The organism is Leisingera daeponensis (genome assembly GCF_019801465.1).
GTDB classification, from domain to species: Bacteria; Pseudomonadota; Alphaproteobacteria; order Rhodobacterales; family Rhodobacteraceae; genus Leisingera; species Leisingera daeponensis_A.
The window spans coordinates 501,980-519,435 of sequence record NZ_JAHVJA010000003.1 but is presented as its reverse complement, the minus strand read 5'-3'; the positions used below and the strand labels follow the sequence as shown (position 1 = coordinate 519,435).

Genomic DNA, 17,456 nt, shown 5'->3' with positions numbered 1-17,456 from the left:
GATATCGGCGACTGGTGGACCCGCGCCGATGCCGATGCCATCGCGCCGATCATCGCGGTGCCGACCACCGCAGGCACGGGTTCCGAAGTCGGCCGCGCCTCGGTGATCACCGACAGCGTTACTCACCAGAAGAAGATCATCTTCCACCCCAAGGTGCTGCCGGCCGTGGTGATCTGCGACCCCGAGCTGACCATTGGCATGCCCAAGTTCATCACTGCGGGCACCGGGCTCGATGCCTTCGCCCATTGTGTTGAGGCGTTCAGCAGCCCCCACTACCACCCGATGTCCCAGGGCATCGCGCTGGAAGGCATGCGCCTCGTGAAGGACTACCTGCCGCGCGCCTACGCTGACGGCACCGATATCGAAGCCCGCTCCCAGATGATGTCGGCCGCCGCGATGGGCGCCACCGCCTTCCAGAAGGGTCTCGGCGCGATCCACGCGATGAGCCACCCGATCGGCGCCCATTTCAACACCCACCACGGCACCACCAACGCGGTCTGCATGCCCACTGTGCTGGAGTTCAACGCCTCTGCAATTGCTGACCGGTTCAACATGGCGGCAGCTTATCTGGGCATCGAAGGCGGCTTCGACGGGTTCCGCGGCTTTGTGCAGGAGCTGAACGATTCGCTGGGCATCCCGCGCGGTCTCTCAAACTTGGGCGTCACCGAGAGTGCGGTTCCCGAGTTGGTCAAGGGCGCCATCATCGACCCCTCCTGCGGCGGCAACCCCATCGAGCTGACCGAAGAAAATCTCGCCCAGCTGTTCAAGGCGGCAATGTAAGAAAAGGGTTTTTGCCCTAGCTTCAGCGCTCTCCGCCACGCGGGGAGCGCGTTTACACCCAGGAACAGCGTCAGCCGCTCACGTAAACCTTGTCCTTGGGATAGTAGAAAATCTTTTGATTGTGCAACCGCCCCAGAAGAGCGTGGACCCGGCGCAGGGTTTCCGCGTCACCGCTGCCCGTTTCCGGCTGCGTCTTGGACAGACTGTCCCGCGTGTGCCGCAGTGCGGTCTCGATCAGATCCATATCCTCGACAGAAAGTTCAAACATGTCGTTGTAATTGGGCATCTGCACTCCTTCACCGGGCTGACCCGTGCTGCACTGGAACCATACCCACAGGTTGCCCCGGGGCGGCCCGCAAAGCTATAGAAAAATCCCTGGGCGGGCCGGCGCGACCGTCGTTTTCCGACCGGGCCGCTCAAGGGGGCGGCAGCTAGCTATAGCGTTTCGCCCAGGCTGATCGCGGGGTGCAGGCGGTCGAAAACCAGCCCCTCTGCATCGCCGGGTTCCCGCGACTTCAGGATGACCTTTGCCGCGCGTTCGCCGATCTCCCTGCGGCAGGCATCGGTGGTCGCCAGCTGAAGCGGCAACCCTTGCAGAATTTGCAGGTTATTGAATCCTGCCAGTGCAATATCACCAGGCACTGACAGGCCGGCTGCCAGGCAATGCATCAATCCGCCAACGCTCATCACATCGCTGGAATAGTAGATGCAATCAAGATCCGGATTGCGTGCCAGCATCTGCGCGGTCAGCTGGCGGCCGGTTTGAATTGCGCTTTCCCCGGAGTAATGCTCGATATCGCTAAGCGTCACGCCCTGCGCAGCCAACCCGTCGGTGAACCCGTCGAAGCGTTTCCGGGCCCGGAAATCCTGCGGCATCTTGGTGCCGATAAAGCCGATGTTCCGGTAGCCGCGGGCCAATATCTGTTCAGCCATATCGCGCCCGGCCTGGAGATGCGATATGCCAACGCAATGGCGCACGGGATCGCCGTCGGCATCCATCACCTCCACCACCGGGCAATCGGCCTGCTGCAGCATACGGCGGGTCGCTTCGGTGTGTTCAAGCCCGGCCACGATCAGCCCCGAGGGCCGCCAGCTCAGCATTTCCCGGATGACGCTTTCCTCCTCCTCCAAATCGTAGCCGGAGATTCCCACAACCGGCTTCAAAGGACTGGGCTTCAACACAGCAGAAATACCCGACAGCACCTCAGGAAACACAAAGCTGTTCAGCGATGGCACCACAACCGCCACAAGGTTAACCGATTGCGAGGACAGGGAACCGGCAATCCGATTCGGGACATAGCCGTGGGCCCGGGCAATTTCCTCGATCTTCGCCTTGGTCTTGGCGGATACATCCGGGGCTCCGCGCAAGGCGCGCGAGGCCGTCATCTCGCTCACTCCGGCCAGCTTGGCCACGTCTTTCAGAAGCAGTTTCTTCGTCATACGCCCATGCTCCTGCAGATCGCAGGCAGCCGCAAGAGCGGCCCTGCTGCTATGGGGGTTGATTTTCTATTCCGTTATCGCTATCGGTATCGCAACCGTTATCGATACCGGCTTCAGATCCGGTACACCAGCCGGAGATCAGAGATGACACTGAAGATTGCAATCAACGGATTCGGGCGCATTGGCCGCGGGGTGCTGCGGGCGCTTCTTGAGAGCGATGCCAAGGATATCGAGGTGGTGGCCATCAATGACTTGTCGCCACCGGAAACGCTGGTGCATCTGCTGAAGTACGATAGCGTGCACGGGCGGCTGAATATCCCGGTTTTCCTGGCAGACGACCTGATCCGCGTGGGCCGCCACAGCATCCGGCTGAGCGCCATGCGCAACCCTGAGGAGCTGCCCTGGCAGGATGTCGATATAGCCTTTGAATGCACCGGCCTGTTCACCGCGCGCAACGATGCCGCGCGGCACCTGAAGAACGGCTCCAAACGGGTGCTGATATCCGCGCCGGGAAAAGATGCGGACCGCACGGTTGTATATGGTGTGAACCATACGGATTTGGCGGCAGATGACGTCATTGTCTCCAACGCCTCCTGCACCACCAACTGCCTGGCGCCGCTGGCCAAGGTGCTGGACGAGGCTTTTGGCATAAAAACCGGCTACATGACCACGATCCACGCCTACACCGGGGATCAGCCAACCCACGACACCAGCCACAAGGACCTCTACCGCGCCCGTGCGGCCTCGCTGTCGATGATCCCCACGTCCACCGGGGCCGCGCGCGCGATTTCCGAGGTGCTGCCGCATCTGAAAGGCCGCCTGGAGGGCTCAGCGATCCGGGTTCCAACCGCCAATGTCTCCGTCGTGGACCTCAGCTTTGTCCCGGAGCGCCCTGCCACTGTTGATGCAGTCAATGCGGCGGTGCAGGCGGCAGCTGCGAACGGGCTGGAAGGTATTCTGTCCTACGAGGAAGACCCGCTTGTGTCGGTTGACTTCAACCACGATCCCCATTCCAGCTGCTTTGCCGCCGCGCAGACCGCCGTCACCGCCGAAGGGCTGGTGCGGGTGGTCAGCTGGTACGACAACGAATGGGGCTTCTCCAACCGAATGGTGGACACCGGTCGCCGCATCGGCGCGGTAATGGACTCCGCAAAGGTTGCCCTGGCCAGCTGACGGGGGTCTCCCACCCGTCGCAAACCCGATGGGCTTCCTCCCGTTGGGCCTGGCGCCGCGCTGACGCGCGGCGCTGCCGCGTTTCCCGCAAGATTTCGCCTCCAGCAAGACCAATCCGGAGAAATGCTGTCTTCAGGATGCGCTAAATCAGCCTCCGGGCCGGGTACGGCTGGCATGACCTGCCGAATTGCGCCAGAACAGGCGCAAGACATGACCAGCTACAGGAGACCGGCGTGACCGTCACCCGTGAAACCGTCCTTGAGGCGCTCAAATCCATCACCGACCCCGTCAGCGGCAGCGATATCGTCAGCGCAGGCATCACCCGTGCAGTGACCGTAGAAGGCAGCACTGTCCGCTTTGTGCTGGAAATAGATCCCGGCAAGTCCGAAGCCTACGGACCGGTGCGCGATAAGGCCGATGCGGCAGTGGCAGCGCTGCCGGGGGTGGAGAAGGTCTCCGCCATGCTGACCGCCCATTCGGAGAAAGCCCCGCCGGACCTGAAACCGAAGAAAGCAGCCCAGCCGCAGCAGCAGGCACCGCAGAAGGTGCCGGGCGTGGCGCGGATCCTCGCCGTGGCCTCGGGCAAGGGCGGCGTTGGCAAATCCACCGTTTCCGCCAATATTGCCTGCGCGCTGGCGATGCAGGGGCGCAAAGTGGGCCTGCTGGATGCCGACGTCTATGGCCCCTCGCAGCCCAAGATGCTGGGCGTCAGCGGCCGCCCCGCCAGCCCTGATGGAAAAACCATCCTGCCGCTGCGCAACCACGGCGTCACCATGATGTCGATGGGGCTGATGACCGGCGAGGACCAGGCGGTGATCTGGCGCGGCCCGATGCTGATGGGCGCGCTGCAGCAGATGCTCCTGCAGGTGCAATGGGGGGAACTGGACGTGCTGATCGTCGACCTGCCGCCCGGCACCGGCGACGTGCAGATGACCCTGGCGCAGAAAACCCGCGTGGACGGCGCCATCGTGGTCTCCACTCCGCAGGACGTAGCGCTGATCGATGCGCGCAAGGGCATCGACATGTTCCGCAAGATGAACGTGCCGGTGCTTGGCATGATAGAGAACATGTCGACCCATATCTGCTCCAACTGCGGGCATGAGGAGCATGTCTTCGGCCACGGCGGCGTGGCGCAGGAAGCCAGGAAGCTCGGCGTGCCGCTTCTGGGCGAGGTGCCGCTGCATCTGGACGTGCGGCTTGCGGGCGACAATGGCACGCCGATCGTGGCCGCGCAGCCCGGGGGCGCCCAGGCCAAGGTCTTCCTCGACATCGCCACCCAGCTGGTCGATGCAGGCGCTGCCTGACCCCGGCCAGCCCCGGGTCAAGGGCCGCAAAACGGGGTTGGACAGCACCGTTCACCTTTGTGGCGGGTATGGCAGACCGCACACTGCAGCAGGCGCTTCAGGGTAACCTGCCCTTGAAGCGATTCTCAGCAGAAAGAATTGGAACAGAGATGTTCCGGGAGATCATTCGAGTTCGAATGGGCGGAGCGCTTCTGCACCGCGCAGCGGCGCCACGCCCAACTGTGACGGGCATTCTGTGAATGCCTAGAAACAGGCGGGAGCCTCCGCCCGCCGGATCAGGCGTATTTCTCCAAAAATTCCTCCGCCCGCAACTGGCGGAAATCCGGCAGCGCCGCACGCAATGCCTCATGGTCCCAATCCCACCAGGCCAACGCCATCATTTGTTCAGCCACCGCCTCGGGATAGCGACGGCGGATCACTTGCGCGGTGTTGCCGCCGACAATGGTGTAGGGCGCCACGTCCTTGGTCACGACGGCGCACGAGGCCACTACCGCCCCGTGACCGATGGTCACCTCCGGCTTGATCACAGCGCCATGCCCGACCCAGGTGTCATGGCCGATACGAGCCGTGCGTCCGGCGCGGCGGGCGAACCAGTCCGCGTCGTCCTGCGCATCCTCCCAATAACTTGCGGAGCGGTAGAGGAAATGATGCAGCGACGCCTTCTCCATCGGATGATCGGAGGCGCCGATCCGCACAAAGCTGGCGATGTTGGCGAACTTACCGATCTGCGCATTGGCAATGTCGCAACTGCGGTCGCAATAGCTGTAGTCGCCGAGCACCGAATTTGCCACCCGGCTTCCGGCACCGATCTCAACATAGGCGCCAAGGGTGCTGCCGGTGATCTGGCAGTCCGGGTGGATGAAGGGCGCTTCCGCTGTCAAACGGGCCATGCTCTGTCCTCTTCGAAACGCTTGGAGCCAGCTCAGGGCAGCAGGAAAGCTTTGCCCTTGCGCGCCGTGCGCCCGGCCTTGCCGCCCTCGCCCTTGATCAGGCGGCGGCGCAGCCAGCCCGAAAACCAGTCCATCAGCATCACCATCAGGATGATTAGCGTGATGTAATAGGCCACCTCCTCCCAGTCCTTCTGGGTAATGATCGCCTGCGTCAGCAAGAGGCCGATGCCGCCGCCGGTGATCGCGCCGATGATGGTGGCGGAGCGGGTGTTGGATTCCAGGAAGTACAGCAGCTGGCTCAGCAGCACCGGTGTGATCTGCGGGATCACCCCGAAGCGGTAGCGCTGCACCGGCTTGGCCCCGGTGGAAGCCACGCCCTCTATCTGCTTCTGGTCTACGTTTTCCAGCGCTTCCGAGAAAATCTTGCCGAAGGTGCCGGTATCCGTCACCAGGATCGCCAGCGCACCGGTAAGCGGGCCGGGTCCGAAGGCGCGGGCCAGCACCACGGTCCAGATCAGCGAGTCGACGCCGCGGACAAAGTCAAACAGGCGGCGCACGGCAAAGCGAATGCTGCTCAGGGGCATGAAGTTCCGGGTCGCGGCGAAGGCCAGCGGCAGCGCAATGATCCCTGCGCCGATTGTGCCAAGGAACGCCATCAGAAGAGTTTCGGCAATGGCCCAGGCCACGTCCTGGTGGCGCCACATCTTGTTGGTCCAGAAATCCTGGAAGATCGAACCACCCTCGCCAGTGGCGGCCCGCTGCAGCAGCTCCCCTGCCCCCATGCCGTAATAGGGGCTATCGAGGGTGAAGAAGAACAGTTCCCATCCAGCGAAGTAGCGGAACACTTCGGCCCGGTTGCGGGTCACTGTCAGGCGGCCTGCCTCGGTGGTCACTGCCAAGCGGTTCTTGGAGACATTGATCCAACCGGGAATTTCCCCTGCCGGCAGCTCTGCCTGAACACCAGCAGTGCGGCTCGGCGTGGCGCGCACGGCGCCATAGCCGGGGATCACGTACTCAATGGTTTCGAGTCCGAAAGTAACCCTGTGGCCGTCTTCCAGATCAATCACCGTGGTTTCGCCCAGAGCCACCCAGTCTGGTGCCATGCCATCAGGGTAGGCCCCCTTGCGCTCGCCCTCGATGGCTACCGAAACCTCGCCGCTGCGGTTGTCGCGTGTGACATGGGTCTTGTAGCTGTAGCTGTCGCTGACCAGGGTCAGCGCGTTGTCCAGGCTGGCACGCTCCCACAGCCCCGGCATGCTGAAAGCGAAAAACACGTATGCCAGGTAAGCCAGCACCGCGGCAGGCAAGGCAAAGTTGGTCAGCCGTTTCTTCATAAACAGCCGCGAGATGCTCAGCTTCAACTCCGCCGGCGTGAGGTTCGTGTCGAAAGTGGTCATGCCTTCGCTCCATAGGTCAGGCGGTCACGCAGCAGACCGGACAGCTGGTCCACGCCCACGATGGTGACAAAAAGGAGGAGGAAAATCGCGGCGGCCTCGTCGTAACGCCCCTGCCCCCAGGACATCGCGTTCTTCAGTTCGTAACCGATACCGCCCGCGCCGACAAAGCCAAGGATGGCGGAGGCGCGAATGTTGATTTCAAAGCGCAGCAGCGCATAACTCACGTAGTTCGGGCCAACCTGCGGGATCACCCCCAGCGTCATCCTCTGCGCCCAGGTGGCACCGACGGAGGTGAGGCCCTCGACCGGTTTTAACGAAGCGTTTTCATTCACTTCGGAAAACAGCTTGCCCAGTGCCCCGGCGGTGTGAATGGCAATGGCGATCATCGCCGGCACCGGCCCGCCGCCAAGGACAAAGATCAGCACCAGCGCAATGACGATTTCCGGGATCGCCCGGCAAATGTCACTGATACGGCGGAAAAGCGGGATCAGCGCGGGCCAAGGAGCCATGCCCCGGGTCGCAAGCAGCGACAGCAGCGTGCCGAACATCGCGCCAACCAGGGTCGACGCGGCTGCAATGTTCAGAGTTTCAACCAGCGCCGGAAAGAAATGAACCAGATGCCCCGGCAGCTGCGCGGCCTTCCCGGCAGCTTCGGCCAGAACCTCTGCAGGGTAATCGAAGACGCGGGTGAACCCATCGGCGAAGGAGCCGGCATTGCGGTCATCTGCGGTGCGGAATCCCGCTGCCATCAGCGCCACAAAGACTGCAAGAAGAATACCTCCATAAAGCCGCTTGCGCTGGATATGGGCGGTGTAGTGCTCCCGGATCTCGTTTACCGTCGGCCGGGCTGCCGTCAGATCTGCCATGTATGGGTCCTGGTCTTGAACTGATGGCTTGAAAAGGAGCCATCAAGGAAATTACGGGGCCCGGGCAGTGCCCGGAACCCCGCAGAGCTCAGTGCTGAAATTACTCTGATTTCAATTTGCGGGCTTCGATGATCACTTCGTAAGCTTCATGTGAGATCGGGTCGAAGCTCTTGGCTTCACCGGCCGCAACACCGTAGAAACAATCGCGGTCGATCTCGCTGAGGCTGTCCATCAGCGCGGTCATTTTTTCTTTCACATCGGCGGGCAGCGCTTTGCGCAAGACAACCGGGCCCTCCGGGATCGGCGCCGATTTCCAGATTTCGACCATGTCGTTCATGTCTACCAGACCTGCATCCACAGCGCGGCGCAGCGCGCCCGACTGATAGCCATCTTCCCATTCGCCCAGGCCGTCCGCCCAGGTCACGCCGCCGTCAACGTCGCCGTTGGCAACCGCGACAATGGTCTGTTCGTGACCGCCGGTGAATTTCACTTCGCCAAAGTAGTCACCGGACTCCATGCTGGCGTTGATCTTGTTCGGGATCTCAATCGACGGGATCAGGTAGCCCGAGGTGGAGTTCGGATCGCCGAAACCGAAGGCCTTGCCCTTCATGTCTTCCAGCGATGTGATGCCGCTGTCCTTTCGGGCGAAGCCGACCGAGTAGTAGCCGTAGCCGCCGTCGGTGTTCACCTTGACCAGAACCGGCTCAACCGCTTCGGGGTCGGACAGATAGGTCTTGGCATAGCCCGAAGCGCCCAGCCAGGCCATGTCGATGGTGCCGCCCAGCAGACCCTGGATCACGCCGTTGTAGTCGGCAGGCGCAAACAGTTTGGTTTCGACACCCAGTTCCTTTTCAGTGTATTCCCGCAGGCATTCATTGTTGTTCAGACGGTCCTGCGCGTTTTCGCCGCCCAGAATACCGATGCGGAATTCCTTGATTTCCTCTGCCGCAACAGGGGCGGTCAGCGCGGTGGTTGCCAGAACGGCAGCAAACAGATTCTTCATTTCATTTCTCTCCGCTTGGTTCCCGGCAAAGCAGCCCGCCGGGTCGATGAAAACAAGTCAGGGGTTACTCGGCTGGAATGGCGGCGCGCCGCGCGTCCGTCTTCTCCAGCGTTTCGATCTCGGTCGAGGTGGCGGCTTCAGAGAATTCCTCCCCGGCACCATAGATTTCGCGTGCCACACCGGTGGTCAGTTGCTCCGGCAGCCCATCGAACACGATACGCCCGTCGCGCATCCCAACCACCCGGTCGCAATAGCGGCGCGCGGTGTCCAGCGTGTGCAGATTGGCAATGACGGTGCGCCCATCTTCCTCGTGGATGCGGCGCAGCGCCTCCATCACGGTCTGGGCGTTCATCGGGTCGAGCGAGGCAATCGGCTCATCCGCCAGAATGATCTTCGGGTCCTGCATCAGCGCCCTTGCAATCGCCACCCTCTGCTGCTGCCCGCCCGACAGCGCTTCGGCCCGCTTGGCTGCATGCTCGGCAATGCCCAGCCGGTCCAGAATGTCGATTGCCTTGTGAATGTCGTCCATCGGATAGAGGTTGAACAGCGTCGCCATCGCGTTGCGGCGGTTCAGCGTGCCGTGCAGCACGTTGGAGACCACATCCATCCGCGGCACCAGATTGAACTGCTGAAAAATCATCGCGCAGTCGGACTGCCAGGCCCGCCTGTCCCTGCCTTTCAGGCCAGTGACTTCGCGCCCGTCAAACAGGATGCGGCCGCCGCTGGCGTCTTCCAGGCGGTTCAGCATCCGCAGCAGGGTGGATTTCCCCGCGCCGGACCTGCCGATGATCCCGATCATGCAGGGTTTGTCGATGTCCAGCGTGGCGGAATCCACCGCAATCTTTTCGCCGAACCGTTTTGTAAGCTTATCAATGCGCAGCACCCGGGCGCTCCCTTTCCGTTCCAGGGATGCCTACCGGTTCTGCTCAAATCCTATGTGTCACTGCCGTGAAAGTTTTGTAACGCCCAGCGGCGCAACCCGCGGGCGTGCAGCCCCCGGAAACCAGCCGGACACGCAATCTGCCTCTGTCCACAGCAGGCCGGACAGTCTATACGGCCATCGACTCCTCATTTCCCTTTGCAAAAGGAAGCTGCCAGATGTCCTTTGACCGCAAGATCAAGATCGCGCCCTCGATCCTCTCCGCCGATTTCGCCAACTTCGGCGAGGAGATCCAGGCCATCGAAGCGCAGGGCGCCGACTGGGTGCATGTGGATGTGATGGACGGGCATTTCGTCCCGAACCTCACCTTCGGACCGCAGGCGGTGAAGGCGTTCCGCCCGCATGTGAAGACAGTGATGGATGTGCACCTGATGATCGCTCCGGTCGATCCCTACATCGACGCTTATGCCGACGCAGGCGCCGACGTGCTGACCGCGCATATCGAGGCGGGGCCGCACATCCACCGCACTCTGCAGGCAATCCGCGGGGCGGGCATGAAGGCAGGCGTCGCGCTGAACCCCGGCACCCCGGCGGAAGCTGTGGAGCATCTGCTGGACCTGACCGATCTGGTCTGCGTGATGACCGTGAACCCCGGTTTCGGCGGCCAGAAGTTCATCGACATGACAGCCAAGATCCGCCGTCTGCGCAGCTTGATCGGCGACCGCCCGATTCATATCGAGATCGACGGCGGCGTTGACCCCACAACCGCGCCGCTGGTGGCCGAGGCTGGCGCCGACGTGCTGGTGGCAGGCTCCGCCGTTTTCAGGGGCGGCTCCGTCAACAACCCGGAGGTCTATGGCGAGAACATCCGCAAGATCCGTGCCGCCACAGAAGGCACGTGGGTCTAAGACGGGAAACCTCCCGCCAGATTTGAAGCGCATTCCGGAATGCGCCGCTCTTGACAGGCGCCGCGCATTCCGCGCGGCGCTTTTTCGTGAGACGGCCAGCGTCTGCACGGCCAGCCCGGCGGTGCCGGGCAGCGCCCCGGCGGCCCTCGACGGGCCGGAGGGGCGCCCGCCCGTTCAGCCGCTCTTGTTCAGATCGTCGAAGGTCCTGCCATCGGCCACCAGCTTCTCCAGCAGCGGTGCGGGCTGCCAGAAGAACTCATCCTCTGCCGCATAGCCCCGGATATCCGCCAGGATGCCGTCCAACCCCTGCAGGTCGGCCCATTTCAGCGGCCCGCCCCAGTAGCGCGGGAAGCCGTAGCCGAAGACCATCACCATATCAACATCCAGCGGCCGCCGCGCGATGCCTTCGCCCACCACCCTTGCGGCTTCGTTGACCATCGCGCACATGTAGCGGCGCAACACCTCGGCATCGCTGAAGGCGCGCGGAGCAACGCCCTGCTGCTCCTGATCCTTGGCAATCAGATCCGCCACCTCGGGGTTCGGCACGCCGCCGCGCTTGCCTTCCTCGTAGATGTAGAACCCCCTGCCGGTCTTCTGACCGAAATCACCGCCCTCGCAGAGCATCTCGTAGAAGCGCGGCACACGCTCCCGCGGATCCCGCGTCGGCGCGCGGCGCTTGCGGGCCGCCCAGTTGATGTCGAGCCCGGCCAGGTCGCCCATCGCAAACGGCCCCATCGGGAAGCCGAAACCGGTCACGACCTTATCCACCTGATAGGGTGAAGCGCCATCCAGCACCACATATTCCGCGGCCTTGCGGTAGGCGTTCATGATCCTGTTGCCGATGAACCCGTCGCAGATTCCGGACCGCACCGTGACCTTCCTCAGCCGCTTGCCAAGGGCAAAACCCGTGGCCAGCACCTCCGGCGCCGTCTTCTCTGCCACCACAACTTCCAGCAGCTTCATCACATGCGCAGGAGAGAAGAAGTGCAACCCGATCACATCCTGCGGCCGGGAGGTCGCCGCGGCGATCTCGTCAACGTCCAGATAGGAGGTGTTGGTTGCCAGCACCGCGCCCGGCTTGCAATGGGCGTCCAGCTTGCCAAAGACCTCGCGTTTGACACCCATGTCCTCAAACACGGCCTCGACCACCAGCTCCACCTGACCCAGAGCGGCATAATCCGTGACCACGGACAGCGCCTCACCGGTCAGTTGATCATATTGCGCCTGGGTGATCTTGCCGCGCTTCAGAGCGCCCTGCAGGTTGCCTTCGATCCGGCCGCGTGCAGCGGAAACAGCGTTTTCCGTCATCTCAACCAGCACCACTTGCAGCCCGGCCAGCAGCGCCGCAGTGGCTATGCCCGCCCCCATGGTGCCGCCTCCGATCACCCCCATCGCGGCAACCTCGCGGGGCGCGACGCCTTCTAGCTCCGGCAGCTTGCTGACTGCGCGCTCCGCAAAGAAGGCATGGATCAGCCCTTGCCGCTGATCCGATTCCATCAGTTCCGTGAACAGGGCTCGCTCACGCTTAAGGCCCGTTTCAAAGCTCTCCGCCTCAACTGCGGCCTGCACCGCCCGCACTGCCGTTGCCGGCGACAGCTGGCCGCGGCCTTTCTTCAATGTGGCCTCATAGACCGCATCAAAATCCACCGCTTCCGGCGCGGGCATCTCCCCAACGGCACGGCGCGGCGCTCCTTTCTCCAGAAGCTCCTGCACATAGGCGAGGCCTATTTCGCGCGGATCGCCCTTTTCGATCCGGTCGATGATACCCTTGTCCAGCGCCTCGGCTGCGCCAAAGTGGCGGCCGGTGGTAATCATCTCCAGTGCCGCTTCGGTTCCGGCCAAACGCGGCAGCCGCTGGGTGCCGCCGGCGCCGGGCAGGATGCCCAGGTTGACTTCCGGCAGCCCCATTTTGGCCGAAGGTACCGCAATCCGGTAGTGCGAGGACAAAGCTACTTCCAACCCGCCTCCCAGTGCCGTGCCATGCATGGCAGAGACCACGATCAGCGGCGACGCTTCTATCCGGTTGCACAGGCCCGGCAGATAGGGTTCCTGCGGCGGCTTGCCGAATTCGCGGATATCAGCACCAGCGAAATAGGTCTTTCCCTCGCCGTAGATCAGCACGGCCTTTGCGCCTTCTTCCTCAGCACGCTCGATCCCCGCCAGCAGCCCCTTGCGCACATCAAGGCCCAGCGCGTTTACAGGCGGGTTCTGCGCCTTCAGTACGGCAATATCACCGACGCGCTCATATGCAATGGCTTCACTCATCCGGTCATCCTCTCTCTTCCGCGGCGGCAGTGCCTGCGCCCGGCTCCCTACAGATTAGGCACGGCAGCCGGACTGCCGCCAAGCCCTAATGGCAGCAGAAGGACCGCAAACCCCGCGCCACGGAACTCGCGGCCTCCAGCGGTCCGTCATGCTAGGGATTACGTAACAGAAGGCAGGGCGAATGAAAACTTTTTGAAACACTTATGTCGACGGTATCACGGCCAGACCGATCAGCCGGTTTTAACCGCTCCGCTGGCAATCCAGCCGTCCATAATTTCCAGTGCTTTGGCGGCGAACTCAGCATCATTGATGTGACAGCCCAGCTCATGCAACTCGGCATTCTCCGGGCAGCACGCCCGCATCGCCTGGCAAAAGGCCGCCAGCCCCGACGCATCATGCAAAGGCGCGCCGGGACGGTCCCATTCGTTGCAGCCGCCCGCCGGCAGCAGCACCGCCACCGGTGCCCGCGCGGTGGAAAGCTTGCCGCAGATTGCCTGTGCCACCTGCCGCCGCTCGTCTGCGTCCAGCAAGGCAGAGGTCAAAAGACGGTTATGAGCGTGTGTCTCCCGCCCCTTCAGCTGCGCAGGCACCTCCTGCCAGCCAACAAAATCCACCAGGTCATAGCAACCCGGCGCCACAAGCTGCGGAGTGCCGGATTTTCCCGCATTGGTCATCCGGTCCGCCCCGGCCGACAGCCCGCCGAACAGATGGTTCGAAACCTCCTGCGGTGCAAAATCCATCACCGCGGCAAAGGCGCCCTCGGCAGCCAGGCTCTCAAATGCGCGCCCGCCCATTCCGGTTGCATGGAAGACGGCCACTTCAAACCCGCGGTCCTCCAGCGCCGGTTTCAGCGCCACCATGTAGCGCAGCACCGTCTTGCCGAACGACGTCATGCCGATCAGCGGCCGGTCGCGTTTCGGCGGCTCCGCCGCACGCGCCGCGCCCAGCGCCGCTCCAGCAGCCTGGCTGAGCGACGCCTTGCAGATCGAGTTCAACCCGTAAAGCCCCCCCGCCCACAGGATCATCTGCACATCTGCAGGAATCCTTTCCGGAGGCATCAGCGGCGAAAAGGCGACAGTGGAGACGATATACTTTGGAACCCCGACCGGAAGCGCCGCGCACATGTCCAGCGCCAGATCGGTGCCCATTGTGCCCCCCAGCACGATCACCCCGTCAATGAGGCCGCCACGGTACAATTCCAGCGCCTTGGCCGCCGCGCCTGCGCCCATGATCTGCATGGCGCTATTCTCATCGCCCGAAGCAATCGCTTCTTCAATCGAGCTGCCGCCGGCCTCGGCCACCTCATGCTTGCTGATATCCGAGGGTCTGCCGGGATCACCCAGCACGCTTACGTCCATCGACAGCACCTTGCCGCCCTGCCCGCGGATCACCTCTGCCAGGTATCCCAGCTCGTCGTCCTTTGTGTCATAGGTTCCTGCAACCAGAATCGTCTTGTCTTCCACAGGCTTTGCCTCCCGTCTGTCAGCCTCGCGGCGCTTTTCGGCACAACGCTAACTTTTCATCTTTCCCAGGAACTCCCGCCTGAGACCGCATGTTCCACCCCTGCAAAACCTGCTTTACAGCTGGATCCAGGCGGTCTTCAGATCAGTGTACTTGTCCAGTGCATGCATCGACTTATCATGCCCGTTGCCGGACTGGCCGACACCGCCCAGCGGAACGGTGTTGTCCGCTCCCCCGTACGTGTTCACATGAACAACCCCAGCCCGGATGCCGGCAACCATCCGGTGCGCACGGGAAAGGTTTTCCGTCCAGACTGCCGCCGCCAGGCCGAAATCGGTGCCGTTGGCCAGGCTCAGCGCCTCCGCCTCTGTCTCGAATTTTGTGACCGCCAGCACCGGCCCGAAAACCTCCCGCTGGAACAACGCATGATCACGAGCCACATGTGTCACAATGGCCGGCGACATGTAGGTGCCGCCGGTGTCCTCCAGTATCCGCGCGCCGCCAGTCACGACCTGCCCCCCCTCGGAGCGCGCAATATCCATGAATGAGAGGTTCCGGCGCAGCTGCTCTTCGGAATTCACCGCACCGACCCGGGTACTGAGGTCCAGCGGGTCACCGACCCGCAGCGACTCTGCCTCGGCCTTCAGCAGCTCGACGAACTCATCATGGATTGAAGCCTCGACAAGCAGGCGTGACCCCGCAATGCAGACTTGGCCGGAGTTCCGGAAAATCCCCGCAGCAGAAACTTTGGCCGCCTTCGCCAGATCCGGGGCGTCCGCAAAGACGATGTTGGGGGACTTGCCGCCCAGTTCCAGGTAGCAGCGCTTGAGATTCGAGCGTGCCGATGCCTCCAGAAGCTTGCGCCCCGTCGCGCCGGATCCGGTGAAAGCCAGCACATCAACCCCGTTGGAGACCGCCAGCGCCGCGCCGGTTTCCGCACCTGCGCCTGTGACCACGTTCAGCACCCCGTCCGGCAAGCCGCATTCGGAACAGATCTCCGCCAGCCGCAGCAGCGTCAGGGAGGCCGTCTCGGCCGGTTTCAGAACCACCGAATTGCCCATCGCCAAAGCTGGCGCCAGCTTCCACGCGCCGATCATCAGCGGGAAATTCCACGGCACGATGGCCCCCACCACGCCCACCGGCATCCGGTGTACCAGCCCCAGCACATCCGGCGCGGTCGGTGCGACCTCGCCCGCCACCTTGTCCAGCGCTTCGGCATAATAGCGGAATGTCCCCGCCGCCGATCCCGGCTCTGCCTTCAAAGCCATGCTGAACTCCGTGCCGTTGTCGCGCACGCCCAGGACGGCCAGCTCAACCGCCTCGGCCTCGATCCGGTCCGCAATCCTGTGCAGCACCTGTTTGCGTGCGGCGGGGCTCTGTCCAGCCCAGCGGCGATCCTCATACGCCCGCCGCGCCGAAGCGACAGCGTTCTCGACATCCGTCGCAGAGGCGCCTGCCAGCGTTGTCAGAACAGATCCGTCAACCGGCGAAGCAACTTCGAGTGTCTGGCCCGAACCTTCCGTCCATGATCCTTCAAGAAAGAGTTTCTGCGGCGCAACATCAAGCTGCCGAAGCTTGTCGATGAGGTCTTGGTCTGCCATTCGGCCTCCTTCAGTTCCTTCCGGTCCTTCAGCACCCGCAGGATGTGGACCGCCAGAACGATGATGATGAGTAGAAACAGGATGAACGCCACCGGGCGGTCAATGAAATCGAGGGGCTCCTTCACCCGCGCCATGCCCGCGCGCAGCTTCACCTCCATGATACCGCCCAGGACCATGCCCAGGATGATCGGCACAGACGGCAGCGACAGCCGCTTCAGGATGAAACCCAGAATGCCGAAGCCCGCCGCCATCAGGCAGTCGGTGGCGGAATTGCGCAGGGAATAGACCCCGACAAAGCTGAGCGTCAGGATGCAGACGCCAAGGAACCTGTTGGGGATACGCACCACCTGAATGAGCGACCTGGTGGCAAACAGCAGGAACAGCAGCACCAGCACGTTCAGAACCAGCAGCGCCAGATAGAGCGCCACGACAAAATCCATGTCGTTCTGGAACAGCCCCGGCCCCGGCACCACGTTGTGGACGTAGAACACCGACAGCATCATCGCCGTCAGCGCCTCTCCCGGGATGCCCAGCGCCAGCAGCGGCACCATCGCGGCCGCGGGCACCGCGTTGTTGGCGGTCTCCGCCGCAATCAGCCCCTCGGACGAGCCATGACCGAAGTCCTCGGGGCGTTTCGAGGTTTTCTGCGCATAGGTGTAAGACATGAACTGGGCGGTGAACTCTCCCACACCGGGGATCATGCCCATTAGCACACCGAATGCGGCCGAGACGCCAGCCACCCGCGGATGGTGTGCCAGCTCGCGCAGCCCCTGAAACATGCCGCCGCGCAGGCGGGCCATCCGGACTTTCTCGTCTTCGTCCGTTAGCAGCACAAACGCCTGGGAGATCGCAAACAGCCCCAGCACCACCACGATCAGGTTGATGCCGCCACCGAGGAAATCCTGACCGAAGGTGTAGCGCTGGGTGTATTTGACCGGCTCCAGCCCGATGGTCTGCAGGAAGATCCCGAAACAAGCCAGCGCCCCGGCAATCAGCGCCTGGCCGCGGTGCGCCACCACCACCAGGATGAGGCCCAGAAGCGCGGCCATAAAGATCTCGCGCGAGCCGAACATCGGCGCGATTTTTGCCAGCACCGGGGCGAACAGGATCAGACAGATGACCGAAAAGATGCCGCCAAAGAAGCTGGCCGAATAGGCGAGGCTCAGGGCACGCCTGGGTTCCCCGCGGGCAGTCATCGGGTAGCCGTCATAGGTGGTCAGCGCATTGACCGCAGTGCCCGGCGTATTGATTAGGATCGCCGGAATGGCACCGCCGTACATGGAGGAGCCGTAGATCCCCAGCAACACCGTCAGCCCCACGATCGGGTCCATCGAAAAGGTTGCGGGCAGCAGGATCGCGATCGCTACCGCAGGACCGACACCGGGAATGGCGCCGATCAGCACCCCGCCGACCGAACCGGCGAGCAGTGCCAGCGCCACGTCCCAGCGCATCAGGATGTCTATAGCAGAAAGGATCAGGTCCATGGTC

General features: G+C 63.0%; 15 protein-coding genes. 4 read left to right on the top strand and 11 right to left on the bottom strand.

Annotation, left to right across the window (positions count from 1 at the left end; all coding sequences use genetic code 11):
• Nucleotides 1-780, top strand: a 780-nt coding sequence (locus tag KUV26_RS10935) for an iron-containing alcohol dehydrogenase (RefSeq protein ID WP_222508350.1), incomplete at its 5' end; no start/stop codon positions are given.
• A gap of 70 nt (nucleotides 781-850) precedes the next feature.
• Here the strand turns inward: KUV26_RS10935 and KUV26_RS10930 are convergent.
• Together KUV26_RS10930 and KUV26_RS10925 are read right to left on the bottom strand one after the other, a co-directional pair.
• Nucleotides 851-1,066 (bottom strand): hypothetical protein, encoded by a 216-nt coding sequence (locus KUV26_RS10930; RefSeq protein WP_222503560.1) that lies wholly within the window; start codon nucleotides 1,064-1,066, stop codon nucleotides 851-853.
• Nucleotides 1,067-1,215: 149 nt separating this feature from the next.
• Nucleotides 1,216-2,220, bottom strand: a complete 1,005-nt coding sequence (locus KUV26_RS10925) for a LacI family DNA-binding transcriptional regulator (protein WP_222508349.1) — start codon at nucleotides 2,218-2,220, stop codon at nucleotides 1,216-1,218.
• A gap of 144 nt (nucleotides 2,221-2,364) precedes the next feature.
• Between KUV26_RS10925 and gap the strand changes: the two genes are divergently transcribed.
• Nucleotides 2,365-3,393: a type I glyceraldehyde-3-phosphate dehydrogenase gene (gene gap / locus KUV26_RS10920; RefSeq protein WP_222503558.1), complete on the top strand. Its 1,029-nt coding sequence runs from the start codon at nucleotides 2,365-2,367 to the stop codon at nucleotides 3,391-3,393.
• Nucleotides 3,394-3,626: 233 nt separating this feature from the next.
• A complete protein-coding gene (locus KUV26_RS10915; RefSeq protein ID WP_222508348.1) occupies nucleotides 3,627-4,697 on the top strand; it encodes an Mrp/NBP35 family ATP-binding protein in 1,071 nt (356 codons plus the stop codon).
• Between the two features lie 275 nt (nucleotides 4,698-4,972).
• Here KUV26_RS10915 and KUV26_RS10910 read toward each other — a convergent pair whose 3' ends face one another.
• From KUV26_RS10910 to phnC, 5 genes are all read right to left on the bottom strand, one after another.
• Nucleotides 4,973-5,587, bottom strand: a complete 615-nt coding sequence (locus KUV26_RS10910; RefSeq protein WP_222508347.1) for a chloramphenicol acetyltransferase — start codon at nucleotides 5,585-5,587, stop codon at nucleotides 4,973-4,975.
• Between the two features lie 32 nt (nucleotides 5,588-5,619).
• On the bottom strand, nucleotides 5,620-6,984 hold the full coding sequence (gene phnE, locus KUV26_RS10905; protein WP_222508346.1) for a phosphonate ABC transporter, permease protein PhnE: 1,365 nt from the start codon (nucleotides 6,982-6,984) through the stop codon (nucleotides 5,620-5,622).
• Nucleotides 6,981-7,850, bottom strand: a complete 870-nt coding sequence (gene phnE / locus KUV26_RS10900) for a phosphonate ABC transporter, permease protein PhnE (RefSeq protein WP_222508345.1) — start codon at nucleotides 7,848-7,850, stop codon at nucleotides 6,981-6,983. The genes phnE (KUV26_RS10905) and phnE (KUV26_RS10900) overlap by 4 nt, the downstream gene beginning before the upstream one ends.
• A gap of 100 nt (nucleotides 7,851-7,950) precedes the next feature.
• Nucleotides 7,951-8,853, bottom strand: a complete 903-nt coding sequence (gene phnD / locus KUV26_RS10895) for a phosphonate ABC transporter substrate-binding protein (RefSeq protein WP_222508344.1) — start codon at nucleotides 8,851-8,853, stop codon at nucleotides 7,951-7,953.
• A gap of 64 nt (nucleotides 8,854-8,917) precedes the next feature.
• Nucleotides 8,918-9,736, bottom strand: coding sequence for a phosphonate ABC transporter ATP-binding protein (gene phnC / locus KUV26_RS10890; RefSeq protein ID WP_222508343.1), 819 nt, complete (start codon nucleotides 9,734-9,736; stop codon nucleotides 8,918-8,920).
• 215 nt (nucleotides 9,737-9,951) lie between these two features.
• Here phnC and rpe point away from each other — a divergent pair, with 215 nt between their 5' ends.
• The gene (rpe, locus tag KUV26_RS10885; RefSeq protein ID WP_222503551.1) at nucleotides 9,952-10,641 is read left to right on the top strand and encodes a ribulose-phosphate 3-epimerase; all 690 of its coding nucleotides are present in this window, start codon (nucleotides 9,952-9,954) and stop codon (nucleotides 10,639-10,641) included.
• A 174-nt stretch (nucleotides 10,642-10,815) separates the two neighbouring features.
• Here the strand turns inward: rpe and KUV26_RS10880 are convergent, their stop codons facing one another.
• The 4 genes from KUV26_RS10880 to KUV26_RS10865 form a co-directional block, all read right to left on the bottom strand.
• Nucleotides 10,816-12,906, bottom strand: coding sequence for a 3-hydroxyacyl-CoA dehydrogenase NAD-binding domain-containing protein (locus tag KUV26_RS10880; RefSeq protein WP_222508342.1), 2,091 nt, complete (start codon nucleotides 12,904-12,906; stop codon nucleotides 10,816-10,818).
• A gap of 230 nt (nucleotides 12,907-13,136) precedes the next feature.
• Entirely contained in the window at nucleotides 13,137-14,369 is a 1,233-nt protein-coding gene (locus tag KUV26_RS10875; protein ID WP_222503549.1) for a Tm-1-like ATP-binding domain-containing protein, read from the bottom strand.
• Between the two features lie 114 nt (nucleotides 14,370-14,483).
• Nucleotides 14,484-15,950: an aldehyde dehydrogenase gene (locus tag KUV26_RS10870; RefSeq protein WP_222508365.1), complete on the bottom strand. Its 1,467-nt coding sequence runs from the start codon at nucleotides 15,948-15,950 to the stop codon at nucleotides 14,484-14,486.
• On the bottom strand, nucleotides 15,833-17,452 hold the full coding sequence (locus KUV26_RS10865; RefSeq protein ID WP_222508341.1) for a tripartite tricarboxylate transporter permease: 1,620 nt from the start codon (nucleotides 17,450-17,452) through the stop codon (nucleotides 15,833-15,835). Before KUV26_RS10865 ends, KUV26_RS10870 begins: the two co-directional genes overlap by 118 nt.
• Between the last annotated feature and the right edge of the window lie 4 nt (nucleotides 17,453-17,456).